The sequence below is a fragment of the Virgibacillus sp. W0430 genome (assembly GCF_051846935.1).
Classification (GTDB): domain Bacteria; phylum Bacillota; class Bacilli; order Bacillales; family Amphibacillaceae; genus JBPYCR01.
In genome coordinates, this window is record NZ_JBPYCS010000009.1 from 82,173 (window position 1) to 100,748 (window position 18,576).

17 protein-coding genes and 1 pseudogene are annotated in these 18,576 nt (G+C 37.7%); 12 read left to right on the forward strand and 6 right to left on the reverse strand.

Annotated features, from left to right (window positions below):
• The first annotated feature begins 30 nt into the window (after positions 1-30).
• From hisZ to nagB, 12 genes are all read left to right on the forward strand, one after another.
• Positions 31-1,272 (forward strand): ATP phosphoribosyltransferase regulatory subunit, encoded by a 1,242-nt coding sequence (gene hisZ / locus ACLIBH_RS06960; protein WP_439315976.1) that lies wholly within the window; start codon positions 31-33, stop codon positions 1,270-1,272.
• Positions 1,269-1,889, forward strand: coding sequence for an ATP phosphoribosyltransferase (hisG, locus tag ACLIBH_RS06965; protein WP_439315977.1), 621 nt, complete (start codon positions 1,269-1,271; stop codon positions 1,887-1,889). The genes hisZ and hisG overlap by 4 nt, the downstream gene beginning before the upstream one ends.
• A 35-nt stretch (positions 1,890-1,924) precedes the next feature.
• On the forward strand, positions 1,925-3,172 hold the full coding sequence (hisD, locus tag ACLIBH_RS06970; RefSeq protein WP_439315995.1) for a histidinol dehydrogenase: 1,248 nt from the start codon (positions 1,925-1,927) through the stop codon (positions 3,170-3,172).
• A 32-nt stretch (positions 3,173-3,204) separates the two neighbouring features.
• Positions 3,205-3,789, forward strand: a complete 585-nt coding sequence (hisB, locus tag ACLIBH_RS06975; RefSeq protein ID WP_439315978.1) for an imidazoleglycerol-phosphate dehydratase HisB — start codon at positions 3,205-3,207, stop codon at positions 3,787-3,789.
• A 144-nt stretch (positions 3,790-3,933) separates the two neighbouring features.
• Complete coding sequence (hisA, locus tag ACLIBH_RS06980; protein WP_439315979.1) at positions 3,934-4,641, forward strand: 1-(5-phosphoribosyl)-5-[(5-phosphoribosylamino)methylideneamino]imidazole-4-carboxamide isomerase; 708 nt, start codon at positions 3,934-3,936, stop codon at positions 4,639-4,641.
• Between the two features lie 3 nt (positions 4,642-4,644).
• The gene (hisF, locus tag ACLIBH_RS06985; protein ID WP_439315980.1) at positions 4,645-5,400 is read left to right on the forward strand and encodes an imidazole glycerol phosphate synthase subunit HisF; all 756 of its coding nucleotides are present in this window, start codon (positions 4,645-4,647) and stop codon (positions 5,398-5,400) included.
• Complete coding sequence (gene hisIE / locus ACLIBH_RS06990) at positions 5,400-6,044, forward strand: bifunctional phosphoribosyl-AMP cyclohydrolase/phosphoribosyl-ATP diphosphatase HisIE (RefSeq protein WP_439315981.1); 645 nt, start codon at positions 5,400-5,402, stop codon at positions 6,042-6,044. Before hisF ends, hisIE begins: the two co-directional genes overlap by 1 nt.
• On the forward strand, positions 6,037-7,095 hold the full coding sequence (gene hisC / locus ACLIBH_RS06995) for a histidinol-phosphate transaminase (RefSeq protein WP_439315982.1): 1,059 nt from the start codon (positions 6,037-6,039) through the stop codon (positions 7,093-7,095). Before hisIE ends, hisC begins: the two co-directional genes overlap by 8 nt.
• Positions 7,096-8,118: 1,023 nt before the next feature.
• Entirely contained in the window at positions 8,119-8,985 is an 867-nt protein-coding gene (locus ACLIBH_RS07000; protein ID WP_439315983.1) for a MurR/RpiR family transcriptional regulator, read from the forward strand.
• A gap of 11 nt (positions 8,986-8,996) precedes the next feature.
• Positions 8,997-10,004, forward strand: a complete 1,008-nt coding sequence (locus ACLIBH_RS07005) for an N-acetylglucosamine kinase (RefSeq protein WP_439315984.1) — start codon at positions 8,997-8,999, stop codon at positions 10,002-10,004.
• Positions 10,005-10,114: 110 nt separating this feature from the next.
• Positions 10,115-11,284 carry an N-acetylglucosamine-6-phosphate deacetylase gene (nagA, locus tag ACLIBH_RS07010; protein WP_439315985.1) on the forward strand — a complete coding sequence of 390 codons (1,170 nt, stop codon included), beginning with the start codon at positions 10,115-10,117 and terminating at the stop codon, positions 11,282-11,284.
• A gap of 1 nt (position 11,285) precedes the next feature.
• The gene (nagB, locus tag ACLIBH_RS07015; RefSeq protein WP_439315986.1) at positions 11,286-12,023 is read left to right on the forward strand and encodes a glucosamine-6-phosphate deaminase; all 738 of its coding nucleotides are present in this window, start codon (positions 11,286-11,288) and stop codon (positions 12,021-12,023) included.
• 131 nt (positions 12,024-12,154) lie between these two features.
• On the opposite strand, the gene ACLIBH_RS07020 is transcribed toward nagB, so the two are convergent.
• From ACLIBH_RS07020 to fni, 6 genes and pseudogenes are all read right to left on the reverse strand, one after another.
• Positions 12,155-12,853: a SurA N-terminal domain-containing protein gene (locus tag ACLIBH_RS07020; RefSeq protein ID WP_439315987.1), complete on the reverse strand. Its 699-nt coding sequence runs from the start codon at positions 12,851-12,853 to the stop codon at positions 12,155-12,157.
• A gap of 140 nt (positions 12,854-12,993) precedes the next feature.
• Positions 12,994-14,739, reverse strand: coding sequence for a putative bifunctional diguanylate cyclase/phosphodiesterase (locus ACLIBH_RS07025; RefSeq protein ID WP_439315988.1), 1,746 nt, complete (start codon positions 14,737-14,739; stop codon positions 12,994-12,996).
• Between the two features lie 338 nt (positions 14,740-15,077).
• A complete protein-coding gene (locus ACLIBH_RS07030) occupies positions 15,078-15,800 on the reverse strand; it encodes a DsbA family oxidoreductase (RefSeq protein WP_439315989.1) in 723 nt (240 codons plus the stop codon).
• 352 nt (positions 15,801-16,152) lie between these two features.
• A pseudogene (locus ACLIBH_RS07035) lies at positions 16,153-16,326 on the reverse strand (IS5/IS1182 family transposase); the annotation flags it as partial.
• A gap of 95 nt (positions 16,327-16,421) precedes the next feature.
• Positions 16,422-16,871: a DUF2188 domain-containing protein gene (locus ACLIBH_RS07040; RefSeq protein WP_439315990.1), complete on the reverse strand. Its 450-nt coding sequence runs from the start codon at positions 16,869-16,871 to the stop codon at positions 16,422-16,424.
• Positions 16,872-17,240: 369 nt separating this feature from the next.
• Positions 17,241-18,299, reverse strand: a complete 1,059-nt coding sequence (gene fni, locus ACLIBH_RS07045; protein ID WP_439315991.1) for a type 2 isopentenyl-diphosphate Delta-isomerase — start codon at positions 18,297-18,299, stop codon at positions 17,241-17,243.
• Positions 18,300-18,576: the final 277 nt, after the last annotated feature.

Below are 18,576 nucleotides of genomic sequence, written 5' to 3' on the forward strand. Positions count from 1 at the left end.
GATGAAGTAATAAAGCGGAAAGGATGCCTCATGCAAAATTATAACAATATAACTAATGATACTAATATAAATTTAGAAGCTTTTCAAATAAGAAAAGCTTTGATGGATACGTTAGCAAATCGGTTTTCTACGTATGGTTACAAACAAATAAATACACCGACCTTTGAGCAATACGACTTGTATGCCAATATGAACGGTACGGTAAATCATGATGAGATGATTAAAACGATTGATAATACTGGAAAAGTACTTGTTCTGCGTCCAGATATTACGATACCGATTACACAGCAGATCGCCTCTAAAAGCAAGCATCTCAATGAAGAGTATCGCTATTTTTATATTTTAGATGTGTTCCGACAATTAGTTGATCAATCGGGGAATAAGGAAAGTACACAAGCAGGTGTAGAATGCTTCGGAAACCCTTCTATAGAAGTAGATGCAGAATTGATCGCATTAGCTATTCATTCGCTAAAAGACTTAAATATAAGCCATTTTAAAATTGAGATCGGTCATGCTGGCTTTTTTAAACAGCTCGTTAGAGAGTTGAAATTGAATCCCCAAGATTTAAGCGAATTAAAGCAATTAATACAAGCGAAAAACATTCCTGAAATCGCTCCCTTTCTAGACCGACTAGCAGTTGACACTCAGTTAAATCAAGCGGTGCAGGAAATACCATTATTATACGGTGATCCGAAGGAAGTAATCGAGCGGGCTCGCAAAATTTGCTGTACGATTGCGATGGAAGAAAAACTTGATGAACTAGCAAATATGTATCAGATTCTTGAAGACTATAATGTTCAAGATCATCTTGTTATTGATTTAGGATTAATTAACCATATGGATTATTATTCAGGGATAATTTTCCAAGGGTTTATTGAAAATGTTGGTAAGCCTGTGCTTATGGGCGGCAGATATGATAAGCTTGCTGACCAATTTGCAGCATCTTTACCAGCAATCGGATTTGCTTTTGACATTAACGGCTTATTAACAGGGACGAATAAACAAGTAGACCTCCCAACGCTTACGAATGATTTTACAATTATCTATGAAAATAACGTACAAAAAGAGGCATTACGGATTGCTAACGATTTACGGGGGGAAAATTTTACCGTTCTCTCCTATCCGTTAACCAACCAAGAGCTTGATCGTATCCCGAGCCTATACACGATTACAATACTAGAAACGGGAAAAAAAGTGATGATAAATGGTGATTCCTTTGTTTTTCGAAACATGAAAGAATTGATGGGTCTCGTCAAGGAGGGCTTAAATTGATAACATTGGCATTGGCAAAAGGCCGCACCGCAAAGGATACATTTCGCTTATTAGAAAAGGCCAAAATACATTTCCCTGATTTTCATGAAAAAAGCAGGAAGCTCGTCTTTTATAATGAAAATCAAACTATTAAACTTATTTTTGTGAAAGCTGTAGATGTTACAACATATGTGGAAAAAGGAGCCGCAGATATCGGGATTGTTGGTAAAGATAATATCCTTGAAGCTCAGGCAGATATTTATGAGCTGCTAGATCTAAACATTGGAAAATGTAAATTTGCGGTTGCCAGTTTAGAAGATAACTCAATTTCTTACACCTCTCCTTTAACTGTTGCAACTAAATATCCAAACGTAGCACAAACCTTTTTTAATCGAAAAGGAATTACAATTGATGCTATAAAGTTAAATGGATCGGTAGAATTAGCTCCGCTTATCGGAATGGCCGATGTTATCGTAGATATCGTCGAAACAGGCAGCACGTTAAAAGAAAATGGGTTGTCAACGATTGAAGATATAGAAGAAATCAGTACGAGACTCGTAGTAAATAAAGCGAGCTTTGCAACGAAAACGTCGCAAATACAACAGTTTATTACACAAATCAAATCGGTTTTGGAGTGATCAGGATGGAAATCGTTACAAGTGCAAATTATAAAATGAAACTGAAAACGAACTTGGACAACAATACAGAATCCATTGACGATACTGTATTAAGTATTATTAAAGAAGTACGCAAGGCTGGCGACGATGCATTATTCCATTATGCTAAAAAGTTTGATCGTGTCGATTTAAATGAATTGCGTGTTTCCGAAGCTGAATTTAAAGAAGCAGAGCAGCAAGTAAGCGAACAATTTCGTTCTGCATTATTAAATGCGAAAAAGAATATAACGCTTTTTCACGAAGCTCAAAAGGAAAAATCGTGGTTTATCAATCAGCCGAACGGAATTATGCTTGGTCAAAAAGTAACACCGATGGATAAAGTAGGGATTTACGTACCTGGTGGAAAAGCAGCTTATCCATCTACTGTTTTAATGAATGCTATACCAGCTAAGCTTGCTGGTGTAGGTACAATCTCGATGACGACCCCACCGCAAAAAGATGGTAAAATTAATCCGCACGTGTTGGTTGCTGCCTCACTTGCTGGAGTTAATCGTGTTTATAAAGTTGGTGGCGCCCAAGCAATTGCTGCGTTAGCCTATGGTACCGAGTCAATTATGAAGGTAGATAAAATTGTAGGACCAGGGAACGCATATGTAGCTCGTGCAAAAAAATGGGTATATGGGGACGTAGCTATTGATATGATCGCAGGGCCAAGTGAAATATGTATCGTAGCAGATGAGTCGGCCAATGCTCCATTTGTAGCAGCAGATTTGTTATCGCAAGCAGAACACGATGAACAGGCAACAGCGATTTGTGTTACAACGAGCCGATCACTCGCCCAGCAAGTAAAGGATGAAGTAGAAAAGCAATTAGAAACACTTGAGCGCAAGGAAATTGCTGAAGCATCTATTCGCCAAAATGGAAGGATTATCGTTGTTGATTCCTTACAGGATGCCTTTCATATTGTAAATGAAATCGCTCCAGAGCACTTGCAGCTAATGATTAAAAACGCTTCAGATTATGTATCTTACGTTCGCCATGCTGGTGCGATCTTTGTTGGAAACTATTCGCCTGAACCATTAGGGGATTACTTCGCAGGACCAAACCATACATTGCCGACCAGTGGCACAGCTCGGTTCGCTTCTCCATTAGGCGTATATGATTTTATGAAAAAATCAAGCATTATTCAATATTCAGAAGCCGCATTGAAGCACGCTTCAGAAAACATTATGACGTTAGCGAACATGGAAGGATTAACCGCCCACGCTAACTCAATAAACGTAAGAAAAAAAGAACAGCAATAAAATGCATTATAAATTTGAAAGGAAGATAAATCATGCGTACACATCGTATATCACGCGCAACTGCAGAAACTTCTATTGAACTTGAATTTTCGATTGATGGAGAAGGAAAAGCTACAATTGATACAGGAGTTGGTTTTTTTGACCATATGCTCGTCTTATTTAGTGGGCATGGTCTATTTGATCTAACCGTGCATTGTGACGGTGATCTCGAAGTGGATCAACATCATACAGTTGAAGATGTAGGAATTGCTCTAGGCCAAGCGTTTCATGAGAGTATTGGTGCGAAAGAAGGAATAAATCGGTATGCTTCTGTTACGATTCCAATGGATGAAGCATTATCTACTGTCTCGCTTGATATTAGTGGCAGACCGTGTCTCGTATACAATGTTGAAGGGCTAAAACATAAGGTAGGTTCCTTTGATACAGAATTGGTGGAAGAGTTTTTCCAAGCTTTTGTAAACCATGCAAAAATTACACTCCATATAAACGTAGCGTATGGAAAAAACACGCACCATATGATTGAATCCATTTTCAAAGCATTTGGCCGTGCCCTTGATACAGCCAGCGCTTTAAACCCGCGTGTAAAAGGGGTACCATCTACTAAAGGCTTGCTGTAATTATCGCTACCGGCATAGATTCCTTTAGAGCGAGTCAAACAAAGATAAACTACTAGCAAATAGAGTCTGATATAAAGGAAAATCGTTCGTTTATAATAGTGAACAGTTCAAATGTACTTATAAAAATTTACGGAGTTGACATGTATGATTATTTTTCCGGCAATTGATATTCGTAACGGTAAATGCGTCCGACTTATCCAAGGTGACTATAATCAGGAGAAGGTGTATAACGACTCTCCTGTCGATACGGCGAAAATGTGGGAACAAAAAGGAGCCGAATACATTCATATCGTTGATTTAGACGGTGCAAAAACCGGTGATTCCATCAACAAATCGATTATTATAAATATCGCAAAGGAAACCGGTATTCCTATTCAAGTCGGTGGTGGAATTCGTTCAATGGATAGTATTGATGCTTATTTGGAAAATGGTGTAGAGCGAGTCATTATTGGTACAGCAGCAATTCAAAATAAAGCCTTTCTTCGTGAAGCGGTTCAAAAGCATGGTGAAAAGGTTGCAGTTTCCATTGATGCCCGCGATGGCTATGTAGCTACTGACGGTTGGACAGATACAAGTACGGTTAAAGCACTTGATTTAATAAAAGAATTAGAGGATATAGGTGTACAAACGATTGTTTATACAGATATTTTAAAGGATGGCATGCTGCAAGGTCCGAATTTGACTGAGCAAAGGCTTATAAACGAAGCGACATCGATGAACGTAATTGCCTCTGGTGGTGTAGCTACAACAAAAGATGTTGCTAATTTACAAGAATTAAATATGTACGGAACAATCATTGGAAAAGCATTGTATGATGGGAAAATAAAATTTGAAGCTCTTATGGAGGGATAAATAATGACAAAAAAAAGAATAATACCGTGTTTAGATATGGATAATGGACGAGTAGTGAAAGGGAAAAAGTTCCAAAACATGCAAGATGTCGCAGATCCAATAACACTCGCAAAGCAATATGAGCTCGACTTTGCCGACGAATTATTTATACTCGATATTTCAAGATCCGATCGCGCAACCTTTATAAATATCGTTAAAGAAATTGTGCATGATCTTTCCATTCCAGTAACTGTCGGTGGAGGCATCCGCTCCCTAGAAGATGTTGATGAAGTTTTAGAGGCTGGGGCAGATAAGATTTCCATTACAAGTGCTGCAATCGAAAATCCAGAGCTCCTTAAAAAGGCAGTTGAAAAATACGGCAGTGAACGAATTGCATTAGCCATTGACGCAAAAAATGTCGCAGAAAACAAATGGAATGCTTTTACAAATGGGGGCCGCAACGACTCTGGCTTAGATGCAATCGAATGGGCAAAGCAAGGCGAGCAACTCGGGGTGTCTGAAATTCTTGTTAATTCGATCGATGCGGATGGTGAAAAAACTGGATATGACATTGCATTAAACCAAGCAATGGCTGACGCAGTTTCCATTCCGATCATTGCTAGTGGTGGTGCTGGTGATCTGGATCACTTTCGTGAGGTCTTAACAGACGGAAAGGCAGATGCCGCATTAGCAGCTTCCGTTTTTCACTATGAAGAAATTGTCATATCCGATTTAAAGGAGTATCTTTTGAATTTTGACATCCCGGTAGGTGAAATTTAATGAATTCAATACATATTCCCGACTTAACTTTTGATGGGAATGGACTTATTCCGGCAGTTGTTCAAGATGATGTAACCGGAAAAGTACTTATGCTCGCCTACATGAATAAAGAAGCCATCCAAAAAACAATCGAAACGAAAGAAACATGGTTCTACAGTCGTTCGAGAAACGAGCTATGGAATAAAGGAGCTACGTCAGGAAATAAACAATACGTAAAAAGCCTTGCAGCGGATTGCGATAAGGACTCCTTGCTCATTACAGTTTCACCAGCAGGTCCAGCTTGTCATACTGGTAAAACATCCTGCTTTTTCAATGCGGTCTACAACGCAAAAGAAAGCTCACGTGATGTCATTCATGATATTATTGGCATTATTCAAGAACGCAAAGAAGAACCAGTTGCCGATTCTTATACAAATTATCTTTTTAGGGAAGGCATTGATAAAGTACTAAAAAAGGTCGGCGAAGAAGCAAGCGAGGTCATAATCGGAGCAAAAAACAACGATAAAGAAGAAGTGAAGTGGGAAATTGCGGACTTGATTTACCATACACTCGTTTTAATGAATATAATGGATGTTTCTCTTTCGGATATTAAAGACGTCCTCTACAAAAGACACATGCAAAAAAAGGAAGAAACGAATGAATAAGTATTGGAGTACAATTGCAAAACGAGCAGAGCCATACGTACCTGGGGAACAGCTCAATAAAAACATCGTAAAGCTAAATACAAATGAAAATCCATACCCACCCTCCCCTGCCGTCTTGAATGCAATTAAAAATGAAATCAATCAAGATTTACGTTTGTACCCTACTCCGACAATGGATGATTTGCGACAAACGATTGCGGATGAACATCGCTTACAAAAACAAAATGTTTTCATTGGTAACGGTTCGGATGAAGTGCTCGCGTTTTCGTTTATGGCTTTCTTTGAACCAGGTAAAGCGATTCGCTTTCCAGCTATAACGTATAGCTTTTATCCAGTATACGCTCAGTTATTTAACATATCGACAGAGCAAATACCTTTAAATGAAGACTTCACTCTCAAAACAGAAGCCTTTTTCAATTCGGAAGGTGGGGTTATTTTCCCTAACCCAAATGCGCCAACAAGTATGTATCTTCCTTTAGATCAAGTAGAGCGTATTGTCCAGAAAAATCCGAATACGGTCGTTATCGTCGATGAAGCATATGTTGACTTTGCCGATCAATCAGCAGCATCACTTATTCAAACATATGACAACTTACTCGTAATTCAAACGATGTCCAAATCTCGGTCGCTTGCTGGCTTAAGAGTCGGATTCGCATTGGGAAATGAACAATTAATACAAGGGCTTACTCGTATGAAGGATTCATTTAATTCCTACCCAGTCGATCGCTTAGCTCTTGCCGGAGCGCAAGCAGCCATGAAAGATACCGCATACTTTCAAGAAACAACGCGTAAAATTATTACTACGAGAAGCTGGGTAAGTAAAAAAATGGGGCAATACGGATTCGATGTTCTCCCCTCCCAGACGAACTTTATTTTTGCAAGTCACTCAAATGTTGCTGCGGAAACAATTTATAATCAATTAAAAGAAAACGACGTGCTCATTCGTTATTTTAATAAGAAGCCGATCGATAACTATTTACGTATAACAATTGGAACAGACGAAGAAATGAATATGTTTTTTGAAAAGCTCTATCCGATTTTGTATCCGTAACATAGAATGGATACAACAAACAGAACGAGACAAGCACACATAGATAGATTTCAAATAGGTGGAATTAATCATTTTCTTCTAGTATCGATTCCCTTTAACTAGACAAATAAAAGACACGTTCAGCGTAACAACGATTGTTTAATTTCCATGCGAAAAATTTAAACACCAAATGCAGACTATGGCCACCTTATAGCGATAATAACTTTCTTTTGCATAACTGTGTGCATCATTTTATCTAAATTAAAAAAGACAAATAGTTACGGCTATACAATATATGACGTTAGTGAAGATAAATCACATTCCTTTTTGGTAAGGAATGTGAAGGGTCACTAACGTCATTTTTATTTTCTAATAATACATTATTTCAAGAGAAAACCTGTAGACACAAACTACAATACAAAACATAAAGAAACATCCAATGCAAATGAAACAGCATGGAAGTGTGTGTGCAATAAGGTTATTAGTCCTCTTTAAGCTGATTGGAACGAAAGTCGACGGACACCTGGGGAAATAGCAAGCGTCCGAAAATCCCTGTAGCGACTCGGATAGAGGAGCTACAGAAGCTGAGGCAGTAACCGCGGAAAGCGTAGTGTATATCTACTGCGATCGGTAGGAATCAATACTAAAATTAACGAATACAAAGAGAGGTTTTTTAACTTCTTAAAATAACACCCACAAATACGTGACGCAATCTACATCACCAACGTCATTTGACAAAGAACCATAATGACATCAAGCTGATGAAACTATGGTTCTTTTTCTTATCATTTAAATTCCTGTTCTAATTTTTTGTCGTTTAATCTCACATAGTGTATAAACGAATATTTGTACAAATGAATAGTCTTTTATTACAAAAGGTCAAACGTGCCAAATGTTTCAAATAGACGTTTAAAAAACGAATGCCTTTAGAGAACGTAACTTTAGCATCTTTTTATATTTTTAAAACATTATTTCAAAAATTTAATATATATTGACAATTTGTTTCAGTGACTTTATACTATTTGAAATAAGGAGATTACAATTATGGGACATAATGGTGGCTTAGTCCGCTTACGAGAAGCATTACATACAATTAAACCCGCAGAGCGAAATGCAGCACACTATATTTTAAATAACCCAGATAAAGTTGTTCGCTTATCTGTTAAAGAACTAGCTGAAAAAAGCGCTTCAAGTCAAGCCGCGATCATTCGACTTTGCAAAAACATTGGTGTTTCGGGCTTTCAAGAATTAAAAATACGAATTGCTGGTGATCTGCAAGCAAATGAACTACATGACTACAGTTACATAGAAATACTCCCCGATGATGATACGAAAACATTAATTACAAATATTTCAAGGAAAAACATCCAATCAATTCGGGAAACCTTGCAAATTCTTGATTATAAACATGTGGAAAAAGCTATCGAAGCGATGCATCAAGCAACACGTATAGACTTTTTTGGAGCTGCCGCTTCACAAATTATTGCCCAGGATGCGCAGCAAAAGTTTTTACGGATTAACAAACATTGTACCGCTTATGAAGATGCTCACCTTCAGTTAACATCATCTGTAACACTAACTGAAAACGATGTTGCAATTGGTATTTCCTATTCCGGAGAAACGAGTCATGTGCTCGCAGCGATAGAAAATGCAAAAAAGGAAAACGCTACTACAATCGGTATTACATGCTATGGTAAAAGTACGCTGGCAGAGCTTGTAGACATCTGTCTTTATATATCTACAACAGAATCTGACACGATCCGTAGTGCTGCTACTGCTTCTAGAATTGCACAGTTAAATATTATTGATATATTGTTCACAGGAGTTGCCTCGAAAAATTATGATGCAACTGTCACTTACTTAAATAAAACCCGTGAAGCATTACAGGGAGCGTTCAGAAAAAATAATTAGGGGGCATAGGTATGTATATGATTGGAATTGATGGTGGAGGTACAAAAACAGAAGCATTGCTCTACCATACTGAAAAAGGTGTGCTTTCTACTATTACAGCAGGGCCTACAAACCCCCACAGCACGTCATTTAAAACTTCCGTTCGTACCGTTACAAAAATGATTAAACAAATCACCTCCTCCCCGCAATTATCCAATACGGAAAACATTTCGATTAGTATAGGCTTGGCCGGATTAGGTAGAATGCATGAGAGAGAAAAGTGGAAGCGTCTATTTATCGGAAGCAATTGCATACATAACGTTGATCAGCTACTGATCACCAGTGACGCACTCCCCTCACTTTACTCAGGTACATATGGAAATGATGGCATTGTAACCATTTCTGGCACTGGGTCTGTCGCCTTCGGATTAAAGGATAAAAATGAAAAACGAATTGGCGGCTGGGGTCACCTTGTTAGTTCTGATCCGGGTAGCGGCTACTTTATCGGCTACAAAGCGCTCGAAGCGGTCTTCAATCAGTACGATGGAATTGGTGAAAAAACAGCAATTACCGACTATTTATTAGAGTCAGAAGGAAAAACAGAAGTTCCCCAATTAATTCAAACGATTTATGATACGAGTGCAACAAAAGAAAGAGTTGCTAGCTATGCAACACACGTTTTTAAAGCTATTGAAGCTGGTGATTCCGTTGCTCAACAAATAATTGAAAAATCAGCTTCTCTCATAGCTCGTAACGGTATAGCTCTTTACAATCAATTAGTTAGCCAGCATGAGAAAGAGAGTTTTCCTTTTGTACTTGTAGGCGGAATCTTTAAAAACGAACGGTTGCTTAAGTCTCTAAAGCTCATGATGATGCGAGAATGTCAGTTTAAATTTGTTGTACCAACCATTACACCTGTTTACGGGAATATTGTTTATTTACTAAAAGATGCTGGATTTAAAGCAAATACAATTGAACAACAGCTCACTGCGACGCAACATAGCATTCAAGAAGCACAGTCCAACAAAAGAGACATTTAATTTACCGATTAGAACTATGTTAGTGAACTACGAAAAAAACGGAGTCGGTATGAGCTACTAGACATCAAGACCATCTTTAGCAGTACCATATAAAGGGAGTTGAAAAAGCTATGAAAAAAAATCGTCCGTTGATTATTTTTAACGTAACGGTATATACCGAAAGTACTATGCAAACGAACAGCTCCCTTCTTATCAACGATGGCGTAATTCAAGAAATTCTAGAGCATGACTCACTACCTCCAAATGCCGATATAATTGACGGAACAAACCTTATTGCCCTTCCAGGGTTTATTGATCCCCATATTCATGGTGCTAATGGGGCAGATGTAATGGACGCTACCGAAGCAGCTATAGACACTATTGCTTCAGCTTTGCCAAGGGAAGGGACAACAAGCTTTCTAGCTACAACCATTACACAGGCGGAAGCACATATTGAAAATGCATTAATAAATGTTGGAAGTTATTTTAATAAAGAAAATCAAGCTCAAATGCTTGGTATCCATTTAGAGGGCCCATTTATTGAAAAGGATAAAAAAGGAGCACAGCCTGAAGAACATATTATTAAGCCTGATCTCGCATTATTTCAAAAATGGCAATCGCTTGCCAGCAATAAAATAAAAACAATCACACTTGCACCTGAGCATGATGTGGATGGGGGCTTCATCACCCATTTAGCAAATAACGGCATTATAGTATCTGCAGGTCATTCTGCAATTGCTTACACTGACCTAAAAAAGGCCGTACAGCAATATGGCGTTCGTCAAATTACGCATTTATGTAATGCGATGCCAAGCCTGCATCATCGAGATGTTGGTATGATTGGAGCAGCATTTTTATTGCCAGAGCTGTATGCTGAGATTATTGCAGATAATATACATGTATCACGTGAAATGCTACAAATTATTTATAACAATATAGGGAGTAACCGACTTATTTTAATAACGGATGCAATGAAAGCAAAGGGATTGGCAGATGGGTTATACGAGCTCGGTGGTCAAGCTGTCACCGTCAAAGGAAAAAAAACTACATTACAAGATGGTACATTGGCAGGCAGTGTACTGAAAATGAACGAAGCTGCAAAATTTTTCTTTTCTATGGAAGGTGTAACGATGCACGACATAATAAAGATAACATCAGAGAATGCAGCGAAACAACTAGGCATCTACGGTACTAAAGGAAGCATTTCAGTAGGAAAAGATGCAGACATCGTACTACTCGATCAAGATTTCCAAGTAAAATATACAATATGTCAAGGTAAAATTGCATATAGAGGTGAGTAGCATGAAAATGATAACCGTAAAAAACAACGAAGAGCTCGCTAGTTTAGCTTGTTCCTTTGTTGTCGACAAAATAAATCGTATAGAAGCTCCTGTTCTAGGACTCGCTACCGGGTCAACTCCAATTAAATTATACGCGAAATTAGTAGAAAAATATAAACAAAAAAAGCTTTCCTTTCAAAAAGCAACGACGTTTAATTTAGATGAATACATCGGACTACCTAGTGATCATCCGAACAGCTACCATTACTATATGTCCGAGCACCTATTTTCTCACATTGATATTTCCCCAGAGAACACGTTTTTGCCGTATGGCTTAGCGCCCAACTTAGAAAAAGAATGCGCACACTATGAGCAGCTCATTAAAACAAGAGGTCCCATTGACTTACAAATATTAGGTCTAGGAGAAAATGGCCATATTGGATTTAATGAACCACATACGCCCTTTAACAAGCGCACACATATTGTTCAGCTCGATGAAATGACACGCCAAGCGAATTCGAAATTTTTCAAACCATCAGAAGCAGTCCCTTCAAAGGCTATTACAATGGGCATCGATACGATTATGGATAGCAAAGAGATTTTACTACTTGTATCAGGATCAAAAAAGCGTACTGCACTAAAACATACGCTACATGGCGACGTAACACCTTTCGTTCCAGCCTCCATTTTACAAGCTCACTCGAATGTAACAATTATTTCCGATGAAGCGAGTATAAGCGACACGTTATTAGAAAGTTAGCAAGCAAGTTAAGAAAAAATTCCACTCGAACCAAAATAAAAACCGAAACAAGTGGTCATACTTAATCACTTGTTTCGGTTCAGATGAGTACGGCTTTACTCGTTAGCCAGTACGCTATCAACCGTATTTTTTTAAACGTTTCGTTCAATCGTTGCTTTTTCTTTCATTTCCTCAATTACTTTTTGAATTTCCTGCAACGATTTTTGTTGTTCAATTGTCGCTTTAATACTATCCTTTAATTCTTCGAGCTCCGGTAAATCTTCGTTATTTTCCTTCAATTGGTCGTAGTACGTTTCAATTTCTTCATCAGACACTTTCCCATCTGATATTTCCTTCGTATACTTTTCTAACGTCAGTTCGAATTTCAATTGCTCTTGAAAACCAGCCTCTGTTAAATGAAACTGATCTAATAATGTAGTTAAGCCTTCCCCGTTCGCTGTTTTTATTTTTTCGAATTCAGATTCAACTTCAGCATCATCGACAACGATCCCCTCTTGTTTCGCTCGTTGCATTACTAACTCTCTTTCCACTAACGAATCAATTGTCCGTTCCTTTAATTGCTCTTGATCAACCTCTTCTCCTGTTTGAGTTGCTCGTGCTTTAACTTGAGGATATATATTGTTATACTTTTCACCTAAAATATCGGTACCATTAATATTAACTACAACTTCATCGTTGTCCAGTACTTCTTCATCCGCAATCTCAATCTCTTGACTAGTAGCATTATTTTCACGATCTGTTTCATTCTTCTTATCTTCTGTTTTGTCACTGCATGCCGCCAGTCCAAAAGCTAAAATAAGAACTGCGACAATTTGTATCCATTTATTCATATGTTCTTTCCCTCATTTCATAAACAGTCTAATGCTATTCAAACATACAAGCGTAAGTAATAGCAAGTACATATATATGACAAGATTGAGTCAATTAGTTTAACCAGTGTTACAGCTCGGTTAAAATCATTCCTGACGCGCTATTTAAAGTCTCGTAGCAAGCGTTCAAGTTTTTCATTCGCAAGAGGCTTTCCTAATAAAAAACCTTGACCATGCATACACCCTTCTTGATTTAACGTTTTTAATTGTTCTTCATTTTCAATACCCTCTGCTAAAACCTGGATATTTAACGATTTTGCTAAAGTGAGGATTGCTTGTACGATAGCCTTACTTTCCTTATTTTCATTAATATCTTGGATAAAGGACATATCAATTTTTAACGTATCAACAGGCAACTGTTTTATATAACTAAATGAACTGTAACCAGTTCCAAAATCATCGATTGAAATTTGTACACCAATTTCTTTAATCGCATTCAGTAATTGGATCGATTTGTTCATATTAATTATGACGCTTTCCGTCACTTCCAGTTCCAACCACTTTGGGTCTAATTTTGTCTCTTGTAACACTTCCTTCACTGTATTCAAAAAATCTGGCTGAGCAAGCTGCTGTGGAGAAATATTTACAGCCATTTTTAAAGGTGAGTATCCTTTATTTTGCCATTCTTTGTTTTGCAAACAGGCTTGCTTAAGTATGAGCTTTCCTAATGGAACAATCAACCCCGTTTCCTCTGCTATTGGAATAAACTGTCTTGGCTGAATTATACCAAGATCTGGATGGCTCCAACGAACTAGCGCTTCGAGCCCAACAAGCTTTTGACGGGCTAAATCTACTTTTGGCTGATAGTCTAAATGAAATTGGTTCTGTTTAATTGCTTTTTTCAATTCATTTTCAAGCATGATTCTCTCTAATGATTTTTGTTCCATATCTTCTGTGAAAAATATAAATCGTTTCCGAACATTACTTTTTATTTCATACAGTGCAGTGTCTGCTTTTGATAGCAACTCATCTTCGACCATACTATCATTTGGGTATAGAGCAATCCCGATACTGCACGATAATACATAGTTTCTTCCAGCAACATCCATAGGCTCTTCCATTTTTTGTACGATTTGCTCTGCTCGCTTTGCGGCATCCTGTTTACTTTGTATGTTTGCTGCTATGACAGCAAATTCATCACCACCTAGCCTCCCAACAACATCTGTGGAAGGAATAGCGTCTTGAATTCGTCTTCCTGCTGCAGTTAAAATCAAGTCGCCTGTTTCATGTCCCCATGAGTCGTTAACATATTTAAATTTATCCAAATCAATAAACATTACAGCAAATTTTGTTACAGCCGGATCCGCTTCATGCACAGCATTTCTTAACTCTTTCAGAAAAAGTCGCCTGTTCGGTAAATTTGTCAACATATCATGATACGCTAAATGGTAATTTCTTTGCTCTGCTCTTTTTCGCTCGGTCATATCATTGCGTATCGATACATACTGATACGGCCGTCCCTTTTCATTTAAAAAAGGAACAATTGTCGTGTGTACCCAATAATACGTGCCGTCCTTTGCCTTATTCTTTATTTCACCCTGCCACGTTTCACCAGCACTAATTTTTTTCCACATATTTTGAAAAAATTGCTTAGGGTGGTGTCTTGAATTCAATAAACGATGATTCTGTCCAATTAATTCTTCTCTTGTATACTTTGAGATTTCACAAAATGTATCATTTGCATATTGTATCGTTCCCTTTTGATCCGTTATAGCTACAATGGCTGACTGATCAAGTGCATACTTAATATCTTCCAACTCTTTAACGACCGATGCATACTGGTCTTCAGTATGTAGACGTTCTCTTTTATTTAAGCTATTTTTATTTGCCTTTTTTTTCTGATTCACTAGCTCCACCCTTGCCTTAATCCGGAATATAAAAATACCGACCTTTTCTAAGGTCGGCTATACGGCGTTCTCATTTAACACTTCGTACAGGGAACGATTCTTATACTTTATTTTACCTTTAAAAGTAGGTTAAATGCAAACATTGGGATCAGGTCAAATCGATCGACTAGATAGTGTTTTAACATAATATCTAATGAAGTAAATTTATACAACTACTAAACATACACGACCTAAATTTATACAACAAACAATCGAAATACGGTTTTACATTCCTTTTGTACGCTTTTCATTCGATAACGAGCAAGAGTAAACTAAATTACACACTTGAAATCGAATCCTTATTCATTCGTCTGACATTTTCCATCCGTACAAAATGTTGTTTCTGTTTTGCTTTCTTCCAATGCGATTAAATCTTCTTTAGCATCCAATTGTTCTTGCCACACTTTTTCTAGTACTTCTTTAAATACATGTATTGGCTGTGCCCCTGAAATGGCATACTTTTCATTAAACACAAAAAAAGGAACACCATTCACACCGATTTGTTTTGCTCGCTTTTGGTCTTGACGAACAGCTGTTATTAAATCATTTGATTGTAACATTTGTTCCACATCACCTGCATTTAATCCAACTTCACTAGCAAGTTTGCTTAATGTTTCGTGATTGCTAATTCGTTTGGAGTCGGTGAAATACGCTTTTAAAATTCGTTCCGCCATTTCCAACCCTTTGCTTTTTGCAATCGCATATTTAGCTAACCGATGAGCATCAAATGTATTTGTAGGCTTCATTGTAGAAAAATGAAAAGTAAGCCCTTCTTCTTTTGCTTGTTGTTCAATATTTGCATTCATTTCTTTAGCCTTATCCACTGAACAACCATACTTTCCCGCTACAATCTCATGTATGTTTTTTTCTACATTATTAGGTGTAGTTGGATCAAGCTGATAGCTTTTCATCTCTACCTGAACATGTGCTTTGTTTGAAAATTGCTCTAATGCTGATTCAAATCTGCGTTTGCCAATATAGCAAAATGGGCAAACAAAATCCGACCATATTTCGACTTTCACTATCTACACCTCTTTTCTAAGTTTCATTGTAGCATAGCGCACACTACTCTAGAAACGTTGTGCTCGCTTACGTATTACCGACGATTCAAATACAGTTCTTTTTATAATATGAAAAACAGCAGAAAATACCCGGATGCTTTTGTTGTCTTTGAGAAGCATTCGGGTATTACAACTCTTATTTATTTGAGTCAATTTCATAATTGCCATTTTTAAAAAATCACAAAAGAACAGAATTTTAATATTCACTTAAACATTTAAAGCGAGATTGGTGTCTGCTGTGTTCCATCCGGATCCACTCCGCTTTCCGCAGGCAACGCCTCAACTAATTTTAAAAGGTTGCCCCAAAACTTCTAAAATGGACTTTTGCTCGTTTACCTGTTCTGTAACGAACTTTGTTTAATTGAAAGAACTCTTTAAGATACGCATTAATTCGTTCAACGGCTGTACGTCGATTATAGATACTTTTCCAAGTTTTTGTTCCCCGATCTGGAGCTGTGTATCTTCGAAGATATTTGGTGATCTTCAATCTATTTTTCATAGATTGGCAAGTTCAGCCTCTCCTTTAACCATTGTTCACGCTCTTCCTTTGATTTACGCCCTAAAATGATGAGTTTTATTTATTTAAAATGACCTTTCTTCTTGAATCGCGTCATCTTTTTTATATACCTTAATTTTTGTCCCTTTATTGCTAGCAATTTCCTTTGCACGTTGAATTGCATCCTTTTTCTTGCGATATACGTTACTCGACCGCTTCGCTCCGGATGATTGTACCGCCCAGCCATTTTTATGGGCGACGACTTCTTCCGCCTCTCGGAGCCTTTCGGGATTGCTCTCATATTTTTCGCCTTGCTCGGAGCGTTTCGTAACATTTGCATTTTTATCATAGCTTTCAATTTCCTTATTGCTTGCATTACTTGCCCACTCTTTTGCCTGTTCAATTGCGATCGGAATGGCTTGGCCATCGGTATACCCTTCATCAATCATCGCGTTCGCAATGTCAATTGCTTTTCTTTTTGTGACACGACTTAACTTTTTCATGGCATCTGGGTAATCGTTCATTGTCCACGGCATTATAGTTCCTGCTTGCAGTGATGCGCTTCTTTACATTTATTGAGCAGACTTGTAGTAAACAACTACTTTTTTACAAGTCATAGAACATCCTTATAAAGCACAGATTGATTTGTACGTACACATCATATATTAAAATGAAGGTTTCTTTCCTTTCTCAAGCATCAACTGCAATGTCAGGATGTCACCTCCTGTTTTTTCGTTACCCTAAAGCCAAAGTGAAAAAACGGCTTTTTATACGTTTGTAATTTAGATACCGAAAACACTTGCTACTAAGTTGCTTCGAGAAAAAAAGGATACCATCTAATAGAAGTAAGTCAACACGACCTATATTATTAGATGTATCCTTTTTGTTTGTATGCTGGAAACGCGTTAAATACCGGGTTCTTCTAACAGTGATTTCCCCATTATTGTAACACGATTTGTATTTTTTAATTGCTCAAGTGATCTCACGCCAATTCCAAACATCGTCATCTTTAATTCAAGTTCAATTTGTTCCATTGTTCGAACTACTGCTGCTGACGACTCGGTTGCTGCTTGAAGCAATTGACGAGCAAAGCCAATGATTTCAGCTCCAATTGTAATTGCTTTCGCTGCATCTAAGCCAGTTTTCATTCCTCCACTCGCAATTATTGGAGTATCTGGTAAATGACTGCGTACAGAAACAATGCAATCCTTCGTAGGTATCCCCCACCCATTAAAGGCTTCAGCTGCTGCCTCACGCAAAGGATCCTCTGTTCGGAGTTTTTCTACCTGGCTCCAAGACGTACCGCCGGCTCCGGCAACGTCAATATAAGCAATTCCAGCATTGTATAGCTTTTCAGCTACTGTACCATCGATACCGAACCCAACTTCCTTTGCGCCAATCGGAACGTGAACGTTGCGACAAATTTCTTCTATTTTTGGTAATAATCGATCAAAGTTTAAATCGCCACCATCTTGAACAACCTCCTGTAAGCTATTCAAATGGAGGACAAGGGAATCGGCTTCGGTTAAATCAACAATTCGTTGACATTCTAGAACGCCATATCCGTAATTTAATTGCACCGCTCCCAAATTCGCGATTAACGGAACAGACGGAGCATGTTTTCGAATTAAAAACGAATCCTCATGAGCATCGCTCTCTAGTAATGCACGTGTTGAACCAAGTGCAATAGCCCACCCTTTTTCCTCTGCGGCCTTTGCTAAGTTAACATTGATCTGTGTAGCAAGCTCTGAACCGCCTGTCATGGAACTTACTAAAAATGGTGCTTGTATCGGTTTGTCTAAAAATTGAGTATGTAATTTAATATCCGCAAAATTAACTTCTGGTAGCGCGTTATGAATAAATGAGATTCCTTCCAGCCCTGTCGTTTTGTTCACTCCTTCTACATTCTCGGTCAAACAAAGACGAATATGTTCTGTTTTTCTTCTATTAATCTCTTGTCCCATTCAAGCACATCCTTCTCTATTACAAGCTTTATCAGTATTCGATTCACAAAGCCTTTCTTCATCCAGTGTACTGCCTTTATTTACAGATTTAAAGAAAAGTGATTTTCATTTGGAACTTTAATAAACGATAAAGAAAGTTTCGTTTAAACGATCGACTATTCCACAATCCTTTATAAAATGTACAATGTAGTATATTTTAATAATACCATATACTAATTGTATTTTTCCGTTTAAAATAACTGAGCCTTCTTTTGAATAAAATGAGTTGATTCTCTGG